The organism is Sphingobacterium sp. HJSM2_6 (genome assembly GCF_049316305.1).
In the GTDB taxonomy this organism is placed as follows: Bacteria; Bacteroidota; Bacteroidia; order Sphingobacteriales; family Sphingobacteriaceae; genus Sphingobacterium.
This window is the reverse complement of the sequence record NZ_JBMOXB010000003.1, coordinates 45,129-57,858: the sequence shown is the minus strand read 5'-3', so window position 1 is coordinate 57,858 and position 12,730 is coordinate 45,129. Positions and strand designations below refer to the sequence as shown.

15 protein-coding genes are annotated in these 12,730 nt (G+C 36.1%); 6 read left to right on the top strand and 9 right to left on the bottom strand.

What is annotated here, in order from left to right:
- Window positions 1-3: 3 nt before the first annotated feature.
- Window positions 4-1,260 (top strand): M16 family metallopeptidase, encoded by a 1,257-nt coding sequence (locus ACFRAE_RS04035; protein WP_422795838.1) that lies wholly within the window; start codon window positions 4-6, stop codon window positions 1,258-1,260.
- Window positions 1,250-2,530, top strand: a complete 1,281-nt coding sequence (locus ACFRAE_RS04030) for a M16 family metallopeptidase (protein WP_422795837.1) — start codon at window positions 1,250-1,252, stop codon at window positions 2,528-2,530. The genes ACFRAE_RS04035 and ACFRAE_RS04030 overlap by 11 nt, the downstream gene beginning before the upstream one ends.
- 76 nt (window positions 2,531-2,606) lie before the next feature.
- Here the strand turns inward: ACFRAE_RS04030 and ACFRAE_RS04025 are convergent, their stop codons facing one another.
- The 4 genes from ACFRAE_RS04025 to ACFRAE_RS04010 all read right to left on the bottom strand — a co-directional run bounded on the left by ACFRAE_RS04025 (window position 2,607) and on the right by ACFRAE_RS04010 (window position 4,568).
- Window positions 2,607-3,326: a tRNA threonylcarbamoyladenosine dehydratase gene (locus tag ACFRAE_RS04025; RefSeq protein ID WP_422795836.1), complete on the bottom strand. Its 720-nt coding sequence runs from the start codon at window positions 3,324-3,326 to the stop codon at window positions 2,607-2,609.
- Complete coding sequence (locus tag ACFRAE_RS04020; protein WP_422795835.1) at window positions 3,327-3,977, bottom strand: TatD family hydrolase; 651 nt, start codon at window positions 3,975-3,977, stop codon at window positions 3,327-3,329.
- A gap of 30 nt (window positions 3,978-4,007) precedes the next feature.
- The gene (locus ACFRAE_RS04015) at window positions 4,008-4,334 is read right to left on the bottom strand and encodes a hypothetical protein (protein ID WP_422795834.1); all 327 of its coding nucleotides are present in this window, start codon (window positions 4,332-4,334) and stop codon (window positions 4,008-4,010) included.
- A gap of 63 nt (window positions 4,335-4,397) precedes the next feature.
- Window positions 4,398-4,568 carry a hypothetical protein gene (locus ACFRAE_RS04010; protein ID WP_422795833.1) on the bottom strand — a complete coding sequence of 57 codons (171 nt, stop codon included), beginning with the start codon at window positions 4,566-4,568 and terminating at the stop codon, window positions 4,398-4,400.
- A gap of 174 nt (window positions 4,569-4,742) precedes the next feature.
- Between ACFRAE_RS04010 and ACFRAE_RS04005 the strand changes: the two genes are divergently transcribed.
- Genes ACFRAE_RS04005 through ACFRAE_RS03995 form a run of 3 tightly spaced genes read left to right on the top strand, consistent with a single transcriptional unit; the run spans window position 4,743 to window position 7,800 of the window.
- Window positions 4,743-5,648: a histone deacetylase gene (locus ACFRAE_RS04005; RefSeq protein ID WP_422795832.1), complete on the top strand. Its 906-nt coding sequence runs from the start codon at window positions 4,743-4,745 to the stop codon at window positions 5,646-5,648.
- Between the two features lie 11 nt (window positions 5,649-5,659).
- On the top strand, window positions 5,660-6,715 hold the full coding sequence (locus ACFRAE_RS04000) for a nucleoid-associated protein (protein WP_422795831.1): 1,056 nt from the start codon (window positions 5,660-5,662) through the stop codon (window positions 6,713-6,715).
- Window positions 6,716-6,720: 5 nt separating this feature from the next.
- A complete protein-coding gene (locus ACFRAE_RS03995) occupies window positions 6,721-7,800 on the top strand; it encodes a DUF3810 domain-containing protein (RefSeq protein WP_422795830.1) in 1,080 nt (359 codons plus the stop codon).
- Window positions 7,801-7,805: 5 nt separating this feature from the next.
- On the opposite strand, the gene ACFRAE_RS03990 is transcribed toward ACFRAE_RS03995, so the two are convergent.
- Window positions 7,806-8,132: a HesB/IscA family protein gene (locus tag ACFRAE_RS03990; RefSeq protein ID WP_422795829.1), complete on the bottom strand. Its 327-nt coding sequence runs from the start codon at window positions 8,130-8,132 to the stop codon at window positions 7,806-7,808.
- Between the two features lie 77 nt (window positions 8,133-8,209).
- The gene (locus ACFRAE_RS03985; RefSeq protein WP_422795828.1) at window positions 8,210-9,379 is read right to left on the bottom strand and encodes a cysteine desulfurase family protein; all 1,170 of its coding nucleotides are present in this window, start codon (window positions 9,377-9,379) and stop codon (window positions 8,210-8,212) included.
- A gap of 82 nt (window positions 9,380-9,461) precedes the next feature.
- Between ACFRAE_RS03985 and ACFRAE_RS03980 the strand changes: the two genes are divergently transcribed.
- Complete coding sequence (locus tag ACFRAE_RS03980) at window positions 9,462-10,280, top strand: mechanosensitive ion channel family protein (RefSeq protein WP_422795827.1); 819 nt, start codon at window positions 9,462-9,464, stop codon at window positions 10,278-10,280.
- A 21-nt stretch (window positions 10,281-10,301) separates the two neighbouring features.
- On the opposite strand, the gene ACFRAE_RS03975 is transcribed toward ACFRAE_RS03980, so the two are convergent.
- Genes ACFRAE_RS03975 through glpK form a run of 3 tightly spaced genes read right to left on the bottom strand, consistent with a single transcriptional unit; the run spans window position 10,302 to window position 12,712 of the window.
- On the bottom strand, window positions 10,302-10,448 hold the full coding sequence (locus ACFRAE_RS03975) for a hypothetical protein (protein WP_422795826.1): 147 nt from the start codon (window positions 10,446-10,448) through the stop codon (window positions 10,302-10,304).
- 9 nt (window positions 10,449-10,457) lie between these two features.
- Window positions 10,458-11,183, bottom strand: a complete 726-nt coding sequence (locus ACFRAE_RS03970) for an MIP/aquaporin family protein (RefSeq protein WP_422795825.1) — start codon at window positions 11,181-11,183, stop codon at window positions 10,458-10,460.
- A gap of 35 nt (window positions 11,184-11,218) precedes the next feature.
- Window positions 11,219-12,712, bottom strand: coding sequence for a glycerol kinase GlpK (glpK, locus tag ACFRAE_RS03965; RefSeq protein WP_422795824.1), 1,494 nt, complete (start codon window positions 12,710-12,712; stop codon window positions 11,219-11,221).
- Window positions 12,713-12,730: the final 18 nt, after the last annotated feature.

The window sequence follows — 12,730 nt, the reverse complement described above, 5'->3', positions numbered from 1 at the left end:
ATCATGATAGCATTTAAAAAATTCATTTTAGAAAATGGATTACGGGTTTTAGTACATGAGGACCCGAATAGCCCTATGGCATGTATGAACATATTGTATGATGTAGGGGCTAGGGATGAACAAGAAGATAAGACAGGGTTTGCTCATTTATTTGAACATCTCATGTTTAGTGGATCTGTTAATATTCCCAATTACGATCAGCCTTTACAGCGTGTAGGTGGGGAGAACAATGCCTTTACTTCCAACGATATCACGAATTACTACATTACTCTACCTTCCAAAAATTTAGAAACTGCTTTTTGGCTTGAATCTGATCGTATGCTAGGTTTAGCCTTCAATGATCAAGGTTTAGAAGTTCAACGCAATGTCGTCATTGAGGAATTCAAACAACGCTATCTAAATCAACCCTATGGAGATGTATGGTTGAAATTGAGAAACTTAGCTTATAAGGTTCATCCTTATAAATGGGCTACTATTGGCAAGGAAATAAAGCATATCGAAGATGCGCGAATGGAGGATGTAAAAGCCTTTTTCAAGAAGTTCTATACGCCGAATAATGCGATTATGGCCATCACGGGAAATGTAACGCTAGCGGAGGTCAAGGCTTTAGCCGAAAAATGGTTCGCAGATATTCCAGCGCAACAAGTTAATCTTCGAAATATCCCTACAGAACCAAAACAATTGGAACCCCGAAGAGAAGAAGTTTTTGCAGAAGTTCCTGTGAACAGTATTTACATGGCTTTCCATTCCGTAGATCGTCTACATGAAGACTACCAAACAATAGATTTGCTTTCTGATATTCTTGCCAGAGGAACTTCCTCTCGTTTATACCGAAGGTTGGTTAAAAGTAAACCCATGTTCTCAGAGATTAATGCCTATGTGCTAGGGAGTATTGATCACAATTTAGTGGTTGTGGAAGGTAAACCATTGGAATCGGTTAGTCTGGAGGAAGCTGAGGAAGCTATATGGGAAGAGCTTAATACCATGAAATCTGCCTTTGTTTCAGAAGAAGAATTGACGAAGGTGAAAAACAAAATAGAATCTACCATGGTATTTGCAGAGCTATCCATATTGGATAAAGCGATGAATTTATCGTTTTATGAACTATTAGGAGACGCCGATTTATACAATCAGGAAGTAGTTAAATATGAACAAATTACTGCAGCAGATATTATGCGGGTAGCCAATGAGACTTTTACTTTAGCAAATTCTTCTACCTTAATATATCATGCTCAAAAAACAGGTGAATATGCAGAATAGAATAGATGCACCAGAAGTGCATCGTATAGAAGATGTGAATTTAATTAAACCAGAATTGGTAAAATTCAGTAATGGTCTTCAAGTTTTTATATTTAGGGCAGCCTCCCAAGAGTTATTGAAGGCAGAGTTTGTATTTAATAATGTTTTTGAACAGGTAGAAAATCCTGTAAGAAATTCTGCTTTAAGTGCGATGTTAAAAGAGGGTACAACTCGATTAACTAGTGCGCAGATTGCAGAAAAGATTGATTTTTTTGGAGCTTATTTAGTGCCTGAGTTCAGCTTTGACCATAACGCCCTTACTTTATATTCCTTAAACAAACATGTTTCTGCTGTATTACCCATTGTATTTGATGTGCTAACCGATGCCATCATTCCAGATCATGAATTACAGACTTATAAAAGAAACAACAAACAAAATTTACAGATATCTTTAGAAAAGTCAGATTTTCTAGCTCGTCGTATGTTTTACGAGCAGTTATTTGGGGCATCTAGGTATGGTCTAGCCGTAAGTGATAAATTACTTGACGGATTAAGCCAAGAGGATTTGTTATCGCTGTATAAACAGCAAATACAACCCCAAAATGCCACCTTATTTTTATCGGGGAATATCACCGATGAGATATTAACGCTATTTCGAAATTATTTTGAAAAAGAGTGGGATAATCGGGAACCATTGCTACCGATTAATTTTACGGCAAAAAAATCTTATCTCGATGATGTACAATGGGTTTCTAAGCCAAATGCCCTACAATCTTCCATTCGTATAGGTCGCCAGGCGATTCAGCGTCCGCATCCAGATTACCCGGCCTTACAGTTTGTCAATACCTTGTTCGGCGGTTATTTCGGATCACGATTAATGAGTAATATCCGGGAAGAAAAAGGCTATACCTACAATATTGGATCTGTAGTTGCCAATTTAAACCATGCCGGTTTTATATCCATAGGGACAGAAGTAGGCAATGAATATACGGAAGACACGCTGAAACAAATTGAAATCGAGATGAACCGATTAAAACAAGAACGCAGCACGGCAGATGAAATAGAATTAGTAAGGAATTATTTGTTAGGGGGGATGTTAGGTAGTTTGGAATCTATCTTTTCCCATGCTGACAAATTTAAATCTGTTTATTTTTCTGGTTTAGATTTAGACTATTACGATTATTATACGAACGTACTTAAAGATATAAATGCCAATCAGATTCAGGAAATTGCGCAGCAGTATTACCATTTTGATGAAATGTTAAAGATTGTTGTCGGTAATAAAATTTAAGATCCCATACTAAAAAAGAAAGACGAGGTTTGTTAAGTAACAAACCTCGTCTTTCTTTTTTTAAATAATATATGCCTTAATCCATTAAGTCTTGAATGGCTACAGAGGCTAAAGCACCACCAAATGCTGCAGGTAAATAGGACATGGTACCGTAGGCTGATTTTTTAAAGTTGCTACCATCTGTATACAATAATGAATCTTTATCCGGTAATTCGGTAGAAAAAACAACTTTAACACCTTTTTTTATTCCATGTTTTTTCAATTTCTTTCGTATATGCTGCGCTAATTTGCAATTGTAGGTATTTCCGATATCCGATATAGTAATCTTTGTAGGATCGAGTTTTCCTCCTGCTCCCATGGAACTTACGAATGGGATGCCTGCATCTATTGCTAAGCGGATAAAAAACAATTTAGGCGTAATACTGTCTATAGCCTCAACGCAGTAATCAGGTTTCAATGCCAATAAATCTGGGATACTTTCCGGAAGAATAAATTTTTGAACAACATTTAACTCCAACTCAGGATTAATCGCTAATAACCTTTCTTTCATAATCTCCGCTTTAGCTACACCATGATTCGTTGCTAAAGCAGGCAATTGGCGGTTTCTATTACTGGGGTCAACCGTATCACCATCGATGATTGTCATTTTTCCCACACCTGAACGGCAAATAAACTCAGCAGCAAAGGAGCCTACGCCTCCTAATCCTAAAATCATAACATGGGATTCTGCTAATTTTTCTAACGCAGTTCTGCCCACTAAAGCTTCCGTTCTAGAAAGCCATGATAAATCCATCATTTATAACGAATAATTAAAAACTTGAATAAAATTTTGTCTTAGTTGTTGTTGCAATACCTCTAGAGGCATGTTTTTTCGAACGCGACAAAAATAAGCATAAATATTGGAGATTTTTATAGACTTATCATCTGTTTCAAAGAATATTCGATCTAGTGGAATGTGTTGAATCAGCTCATTCATATTGCCTTGTAAACTCGCATGACCTAAAGAAATATAATAGCCTTGGTTAATTAATGTTTCCGCAAGCGCCCAATTTTTATGAAAACCATGAAATATGACTGGAACTTGAACTTTCATTCTCATCAGTGAGGTGCAAACTTCACTGTAGGCTCGAACACAATGAATAATTAATGGCTTTTGGTAGTTGTTTGCTAATTTTATTTGCTGTTCGAATACCTGGATTTGAGTATCCCATGGACTATTAAATAGTTTATCGAGCCCACATTCACCAACTGCAATGACCTCCTCTTTTTTAAGGTATTGTTCGAGTACCTCCAATTGCCTTTTTTGATCTTCATCCATATACCATGGGTGAATACCTGCGCTAACAGGAGAAGAATTCAAATAATCTTTGGAGACGATAACATTCGATACACGTAATTCATTGGCAGGAGTACTGCCAAAGCTATGACTATGAATATCTATAAACACGTTTTAGTAAATTAAAACTAAAGGTAAGATTTAATCCAACATTTCGTAGGCACCAAATTCTAAAATCAGGATTCCCGTACTGGTATCTATTTTAAAACGTTTTCTGTTTTGATCGACGTCAAAAGATTTATCAATATCCGGCACTACTTCCGTAATGTCTAAAATAACAGGATAGCCTTCATGGGGTATATCCGATCTCGAATAGTGAGTGACATGATCAAACCTGATTTTTTTCTCCGTTGCTAATTGATTTGGATCTTGGTCAATCAAAAGCGTTACCAGGAGACTCTGCGTTTTAGAATCCTCTTCCGTTTTAATGATTTCTGCACCTAAAATGGATGAAATATCAATAGCCATAACCAAATCAAATAAATGTTTATACCCATGTAACAACAAAAAGATAAAATCGTTTTTGAAATTTTAATTATTACTGAATTTATAGTTTTTCTGACTCAGGTCATCTAAAATTTGTTGCAAACTCAGGTATTTATAAGGCTTTGCCGATTGAAAAAATTTGTTTTTAATAAACGGATGGGCATGCTGCGAATGTACTTGATCCGCTGAGTTATTAGATTTTTTTTTATGAAACATCTTATCTCCTCCTTACTTATTGTTTACACCTTGGTTATCTGTTCTTGCTGGTTGTTGGTTGCCAGTGAATTAGCTAAATATACTAAATAATTATGATATTCTAAGTTTCATTTTTCTTATTTAAATAGGATAAAAACAGGATGTATTCGATATCTTCGCTACAAATTGTTCATTTTGCTAAAAATTGCTCATCATACGGCTTATATACATCCCATTCCAGCTGGGCATCGTTTTCCGATGTTGAAATACGAACTAATACCAGCGCAGTTATTGCACATGGGATTAGTAGGTAAGGAGCATTTTTTTAGTCCTGAAAAATCAAGCCCTGACATTATTGCATTAGCACATGATTGGTCTTATGTGGATCAATTGTTATCCTTAACACTTGACCCTGCAATGATTCGTCGAATTGGTTTTCCAATGAGTCAAGCGCTTGTTGATCGTGAATTGTATTTAATAGATGGTACTATTCAATCCGCTTTATATGCAATGAAGCATCAAGTTTCCTTTAATACGGCAGGAGGTACACATCATGCCGGTAAAAATTTTGGCGAAGGTTTCTGTTTGTTAAATGATCAAGCAATAGCCGCCGCTTACCTTATTCAACAGCAATTAGTAAAAAAAGTATTAATTGTTGATTTAGATGTACATCAGGGCAATGGTACAGCTCATATTTTTGAAGGACATGAAGCTATAGTTACTTTTTCGATTCATGCAGCTAGAAACTTTCCCTTTAAAAAAGAACAATCAACTATTGATATCGCTTTAAGTGACGGAATTGAAGATGAAGAATATTTAAGCGTTCTGGAACAGGCTTTAAGCTCCTGTATCAACAGCTATCAACCTGATTTTGTATTTTACCAAGCAGGTGTAGATGTGTTGGCTACAGATCAATTGGGAAAATTTAACCTAAGTTTAGCTGGATGTATGCAACGGGATAGGCTCGTATTTCAACTTTGTAAGTCTAACAATATACCCGTACAAGTTAGTATGGGTGGGGGCTATTCTAAGGATATTAAAACTATTGTCAATGCCCATGTCAATACGTATTCAGCAGCAATCGATATATTTGATTTATAAAATAAAATAATATGTTTTTTCACCAAGACGCAAGTTTTAAGCATTTAATAATACATCATGTAGGCAATAAAAGCCAGGATGAATACTTTACTTTATCAGAAGAAGAAATAGATGTACAAGCTGATGAATTATTAAGCAGCTTATTAATGCAGTATTTTATGAAGCCTTTTGCCAAGGCCAATGAAGTATTTCGTTTCTTTCATCCCAATGATAAATTAGATCTCAATGAAGTATATCACTTTTCAAAACAGTATTTTGAAGAGAAGATGAATTTTAAGGATTATTCGAAAGCTATTGCGCGTTTTTTATTTGAAGTGACTGAGCATCCTAAGATTAAATCTGGAGAAATTTATGTCGTTGCTTTAGATCAGATTCAATTAGAAGGAGAGGAGCACCAAGCCATTGGGATATTTAAATCGGAAAATAAAGAAGCTTACCTCAAAGTATTCACACAATCGGCCGGTTTAGGCGTAGATTATGAAGAACAAGCCATTAATATCAATAAATTGGATAAAGGTGTGGTCATCGTAAATTCAGAGGCGGAGGAAGGCTATAAAGTGTTATGTATCGATCAAACGAATGGGTCTGAAGCAGTGTATTGGAAAGACGATTTTCTAAAGCTTAAAACTAGAAATGATAATTTCCAACAAACGGGAAATTTAATGAAAGTTTACAAGAACTTTATTAATGAAAAGATAGAGGATGTTTTTGAGATGGATAAAGCTGATAAAATTGATTTGCTCAATCGATCTATGAATTATTTTAAAACCAAAGAAACCTTTATTGAAGAGGAGTTTAATGAAGATGTTATTGGTAATCCAGAGGCCATTTCGTTATTTAAAGATTACAAACAATCTTTTGAAGATGAATTTGAAACTCCTTTTCAGTCCAATTTTGATATTGCCGCTCCTGCTGTGAAAAAGATGGCCAGTACTTACAAATCTATTTTAAAATTGGATAAAAACTTTCATGTTTACATTCATGGAAAAAAGGAATATTTGGAGCGAGGGTATGATGAAGAAAAAGGAATGAATTATTATAAACTTTATTTTGATAAAGAAGACTAGAACCCATGCATAAACTTCGGCAATATGCACTTTACTTTAGGTTAGCAATACTTGTCGTACTCTTATTTCTATTGAATTGGAGTATACAAGATCAAGCTGCTGTAGAGCAGTATTACAGCCGTCTATTCTATCCGATATTTAGTGAAATACCAAAGTTTCTAGTGGGTTGGTTTCCTTGGAGTGTAGGTGATATAGTCTATGCTTGCCTTTTTATTTTTTTATTGTGTTACTTATTCCAAGTAATCCGCGAGTTAGTTAAGAGAAATGTTAAGCTCGCATTCCAACGATTATTGGCTTTCGTCGCAGCTGTATTAAGTATTTATTTATATTTCAATATATCTTGGGGTATTAATTATAACCGAACAGCCATTGCTAAAGAAATGAAATTAGATTTAGATACCGTATTATTAAACGATCACATTCAGATTTTAACTAAGCACATCGAACAAGTAAATATTTTAAGGGAAAAACTGAGTTTCGAAAAATATCCGCTTTCTGCAATTAATGAAGAAGTGATGCGAATTATGCAGGAAGATCTAGTTTTTCCCATGTTGTCAAAAACGCAAATACAAATTAAATCTCCGATCAATAATACTTTAGCATCGTATTTTGGCGTATCGGGTTATTTTAATCCGTTTACGCACGAAGCTCATGCGAATACCCAAATGCCAAAAGCTTCCTATCCTTTTATGGTGGCACATGAGTTGGCACATCAAATGGGTATTGGTTTTGAGGACGAATGTAATTTCATTGCTTATGTCAAACTCCATCAGCAAGAAAATCCTAAGTTAGCCTATGCAGCGTATTATGAAAGTGTAAATTACCTGTTGAGATCGTTATATTTAGTAGATCAGCATGAATTTGAAAAAATGAAGTCTTTGCTTTCGGAGCAAGTGCTTTCCGATTTGAAGGAAGAGCAAAAGTATTGGAAAAATTATACCGGTTGGTTAACCAGCTTATCTTCTTTGTTTTACGATCAATACCTTAAACATAATAATCAGGCAGAAGGGATGGCAAGGTATGGAATGGTAAGCCGATTGATTATTGCTTATGAAGTGAAAAACAATAATCAATCAGTCAATTGATCATTTTAAACCGAGAAACTTTCGCCACAGGCACAGGTTCTCGAAGCATTTGGATTATGGAATTCAAAACCTTTACCGTTTATTCCGTCAGAATAATCGAGTTCTGTACCCGCTAAATACAAATAAGATTTAATGTCCAAGCAGATCTTTATGCCTTTATCTTCAAAAAACTGATCTCCTTTTTTTTCTTCATTGTCGAAGTCTAATTTGTACGAAAGACCAGAGCAACCTCCACTTTCTACTGCTACACGAACAAAAAAATGCTCATTGTAATTTTCGGCAGTCATGATTGCTAAAATACGCTCTTTTGCTTTATCTGTTATGGTAACCATCGTGTATTCTAAATAAAATATGCTTACAAAATTACTAATAAATAAAGGGATTATCGTTAAAAATCATCTGACTATTGTCAAATTAAGCCCTCTTTATACAGTTCCCAAATGGGCGATTTTTGCCGTATGGAAGTGATGGCTTCTTTAATTTGAAGGATGACCTCATCGATTTCCGACAAGGTATTATATTTGCTAAAACTGAATCTGATGGAACAAAAGGCTTCTTCATCCGAAAGCTTCATTGCTTTTAGGACATGCGATGGATCTCGACTCCCAGTTACGCATGCGGAACCTGAAGCCAATGCCATGTTGGATACTTGGGTCATTAACTCATTCGCTCGAACATACTTAATGTGGATATTGCTCGTGTTAGGGATGCGGAGGGAAGACTCGCTATGAATCGATATTTCTTCCCAATGAAGCTTCGCCTGCATTTCAAAGTAGTTTCTTAAGGCTTCAATTTTTTCGTTGTTTAACGCTAAACTTATCGCTTTCCCCAATCCAACGATCTCATGGGTTGCATAAGTACCTGCACGAAAACCTTGCTCTTGGTTGCCACCACTGATTAAAGCTGGAATTTGTATAGGTTTAGTTTTACGTCGAATAAATAATCCCCCAATTCCCTTTGGTCCATGAAATTTATGGGCACTGAAACACAATATATCAATAGGGACTTCCTTTAGATTTAAGGGTAATTTACCAATCCATTGGGTCGAATCACAGAAAAATAAGACATTATGCGCTACACAGATATTCGCAATTTCCTGAATAGGGAATATGACCCCTGTTTCATTGTTTGCCGCCATGAGTGAAACTAAAATGGTATCTTCCCGAATGCTGTTTTTTAAATCATTTAAATCGATTTGACCCGCTTGGTCCACAGCTAGGTAAGTTACTTGTGCACCTTCTCTTTCTATAGCTTCACAGGTCGATAATACCGCTTTATGTTCTGTTTTACAGGTAATAATATGATTTCCTTTTCGGGCATACGCTTTAAATACACCTTTTATAACCGTATGAATTGCCTCGCTAGCACCGCTATTGAAGAATATTTCTTTTGGATGCACGTTCAAGTAGCTTGCTACTTGGTTTCTTGCTACTTCTATCGCTTGATTTGCTTGTCTTCCTAAGCGATGTTGCACACTGGATGCATTTCCGTATTGATCCTGCAAATAAGGGAGCATGCTTTCTAACACTTGGTTATCCACGCGTGTCGTTGCATTATTATCAAGATATATAAATCCCATTTGTTAAAGTTATTTAAATTCTAAGGAATAGTAGGCTTATCTACTTGAATTTTTTAATTTTGCGCACTAAAATCATACTAAAATGAAATTCATTAATGTCGAAGCTACTTTAGAAAGATTGCTTAACAATATCATTGATCAAATTCCAAGTGTTTTAATTGGATTAGCCATTATGGTAATTGGTCGATATGTTATCGGATTTTTACTTAAAATTATTGATAAACGATTTGAAAAGCGAAATTTTGATATCTCTATCCGATCCTTTGTCAAAAGTTTAATCAAATTTACCTTATATGCCTTTTTGTTATTGACTGCGGCAACAACGATGGGGTTTCAGACGACTTCCTTTATTGCGGCCTTGTCTGCCTTTGGTTTAGCGGTAGGTATGGCATTGCAAGGCAGTTTGTCCAATTTTGCAGGAGGGGTATTGATCCTAATTTTCAGACCATTTGATGTAGGTGATTATATTTCAAGTGCGAATGGATCTTCTGGAACAGTCGAAAAAATTGATTTATTATACACAACATTAATTGACGATGATGGAATCCGGGTATTTAGTCCAAATGGTACTTTAGCCAATTCTGTGATTAAAAACTTTACGAAAATATCCGCTCGTAGAATGCAGTTTTCATTCCTAATTGCTTACGATACCAATATTAAATTGGCTAGAGAAACGATATTAGCCGTGCTGAATGAGGATCAACGTGTTTTGCAAAAGCCAAAAGCAGAATTATTTGTTGGTGATTTAAAAGAATCTGGTATTACCATCACGATTCGCGCTTGGACCAATCGAGAAGTTTATTGGGCCACTAAAAATGAATTAGCAGAAAGGATTAAAGATGAATTGGATAATAAAGCGATTAATTTCCCTACAAATGCAATTAAAATCCTTAACAACTAAGGATTTTAATAGACGCATTCATCAATCTAAGGATTGAATTAAGACATAATAGCGGTAAGCTACAACAGCCTGTTGTAGCTTACTTAGTTTAGAAGGATCTAATTGACTATACTTGGGCAATATCGATTGATTTACCTTATTCAATAGTTTAAAAAATCCCTTTTTCATATTTTCAATTTAATGTATGCAATAATTAAGCCCTACAGCCAGTAGCGCTCCAATAATTGGACCAACGACAGGCACCCAAGCATAGGATGCGTTAAATGGTGCTTTATTTTTGATAGGTAAAATCGCGTGCATTATTCGAGGGCCCAAATCACGTGCAGGATTAATGGCATATCCGGTAGTACCTCCTAAAGAGAGGCCAATGGCCCAGACCAAAAATGCAACGGGTATTGCTCCGATAGAACCCAAACCAATGACTTCGTCTTCCGCTATTTTAGCATCTTGAAAATGCAATATGGTAAATATGAGTACGAAAGTACCTACGGTTTCAGAAAGTAAATTTAAAGGGTAATTTTTAATGGCAGGTGCAGTACAAAATACCGCTTGTTTGCTTGCTGGATCATCAGTTGCATCGAAATGGCTTTTATACATTAGCCATACGGTTCCCGAGCCAATCATAGCACCTAAAAATTGCGCCAATAGGTAACTTAATGTAGTCATTAAATCCAATTTTCCCATGGCAAAATTGGCAATAGTAACGGCACAATTGAGATGTGCACCGCTGTATGGACTAGCAATATTAACCCCTACAAATACCGCCAATGCCCAGGCTGTAGTAATCACTATCCAACCACTATTATTTCCAATTGTTTTATTTAAAACGACATTTGCAACCACCCCACCTCCTAAAAGGATTAAGATAGCAGTGCCTATTAATTCAGCAATAAATGGAGTCATAATTTATTTGTTATAAGGTAAATGTATAGGTTATATTATGTATTTGTAGACCAGTATTTAACGGCATTAACGGCACGATCCCAAGAAACTAAATTTTCTTCTAATTTTTTGGTTTTCTTGCCTTTAATCCTTTTATTTTCTTGCCATATATTTTCAATTTCTGCTACGCTATTCCAAAACCCTACTGCTAATCCGGCGAGAAATGCAGCCCCCATAGCGGTTGTTTCGGTAATTTCAGGTCGTACTACGGTGGTATTTAATATATCTGCTTGAAATTTCAGTAAAAATTCATTTTGTGTGGCACCGCCATCTACCCGCAATTCTTTGATTTTTGTTTTAGAATCTGCTTCCATGGCCCGTAAAATATCATGGGTTTGATAAGCAATGCTTTCTATAGCAGCACGTGCAATATGGGCATCCGAAGTCCCTCGAGATATACCGAATATCGTTCCTCTGGCATTAGAATCCCAATGTGGTGCGCCTAATCCTGCAAAGGCTGGCACTACATAGACGCCATCGGTATCGGAAACACTGCCGGCCAGGGCTTCCACATCACTGGATTTCTTAATGATTTTTAATTCATCCCTTAACCACTGCACTACGGCACCTCCAATAAATATACTTCCTTCTAACGCATAGACCACTTCTTTTCCAATTTTCCAAGCGATGGTCGTAACGAGTTTATTTTCCGATTTCACCGGTTTATTACCAACGTTCATCAGTAAAAAACAGCCGGTTCCATAGGTGTTTTTGGCCATTCCCTTTTTTAAACACATTTGACCAAATAATGCGGCTTGTTGATCTCCAGCGATGCCGGCAATAGGAATAGACTTGCTCCCTAATTCAGTTGAGGTATGCCCATATATTTCCGAAGAACTTTTGACCTCTGGTAACATGGATTCTGGGATGTCAAATAAAGCGAGTAGCTCTTTATCCCAACAAAGGTCATTGATGTTGTATAACATGGTTCTTGAGGCATTGGAAACATCCGTTACATGGGAGGCTCCATTGGTCAAATTCCAAATTAACCAACTATCTACAGTGCCAAATGCTAATTCATTCTTCTCAGCCAATTTTCGAGCACCTTTTACATGATCTAAAATCCATTTTATCTTTGTTGCTGAAAAATAAGAATCAATTAATAAACCTGTTTTCTCTTGCACCGTTTCCAAATGACCATCCTTAACCAATTGACTACAATAGTCTGCAGTACGACGATCTTGCCAAACTATGGCATTATAAATAGCCGAACCTGTGCGTTTATTCCATACAATCGTGGTTTCTCTTTGATTGGTTATGCCAATGCCCTTTATCGATTCCAGCTTAGCTTTGGATTTTGCTAAAACTTCGGTTAAAACCGCCAGTTGGCTGGACCAAATCTCTTGCGGGTCATGTTCTACCCAACCAGATTTAGGATAAATTTGTTGAAATTCTTTCTGTGAAATATTGACAATTTCTCCTTTTTTATTGAATAGTATAGCTCTCGAACTCGTAGTACCCTGGTCTAAGGAAATGATGTATTCTTTCATTTATATAATTTATAAGTA

Excerpts from the sequence above, each read along its gene's own strand:
- ACFRAE_RS04035 (WP_422795838.1), top strand. The coding sequence starts at position 4 with ATGATAGCATTTAAAAAATTCATTTTAGAAAATGGATTACGGGTTTTA.
- ACFRAE_RS04030 (WP_422795837.1), top strand. The coding sequence starts at position 1,250 with ATGCAGAATAGAATAGATGCACCAGAAGTGCATCGTATAGAAGATGTG.
- ACFRAE_RS04025 (WP_422795836.1), bottom strand. The coding sequence starts at position 3,326 with ATGATGGATTTATCATGGCTTTCTAGAACGGAAGCTTTAGTGGGCAGA.
- ACFRAE_RS04015 (WP_422795834.1), bottom strand. The coding sequence starts at position 4,334 with ATGGCTATTGATATTTCATCCATTTTAGGTGCAGAAATCATTAAAACG.
- ACFRAE_RS04010 (WP_422795833.1), bottom strand. The coding sequence starts at position 4,568 with ATGTTTCATAAAAAAAAATCTAATAACTCAGCGGATCAAGTACATTCG.
- ACFRAE_RS04000 (WP_422795831.1), top strand. The coding sequence starts at position 5,660 with ATGTTTTTTCACCAAGACGCAAGTTTTAAGCATTTAATAATACATCAT.
- ACFRAE_RS03995 (WP_422795830.1), top strand. The coding sequence starts at position 6,721 with ATGCATAAACTTCGGCAATATGCACTTTACTTTAGGTTAGCAATACTT.
- ACFRAE_RS03990 (WP_422795829.1), bottom strand. The coding sequence starts at position 8,132 with ATGGTTACCATAACAGATAAAGCAAAAGAGCGTATTTTAGCAATCATG.
- ACFRAE_RS03985 (WP_422795828.1), bottom strand. The coding sequence starts at position 9,379 with ATGGGATTTATATATCTTGATAATAATGCAACGACACGCGTGGATAAC.
- ACFRAE_RS03980 (WP_422795827.1), top strand. The coding sequence starts at position 9,462 with ATGAAATTCATTAATGTCGAAGCTACTTTAGAAAGATTGCTTAACAAT.
- ACFRAE_RS03975 (WP_422795826.1), bottom strand. The coding sequence starts at position 10,448 with ATGAAAAAGGGATTTTTTAAACTATTGAATAAGGTAAATCAATCGATA.
- ACFRAE_RS03970 (WP_422795825.1), bottom strand. The coding sequence starts at position 11,183 with ATGACTCCATTTATTGCTGAATTAATAGGCACTGCTATCTTAATCCTT.
- glpK (WP_422795824.1), bottom strand. The coding sequence starts at position 12,712 with ATGAAAGAATACATCATTTCCTTAGACCAGGGTACTACGAGTTCGAGA.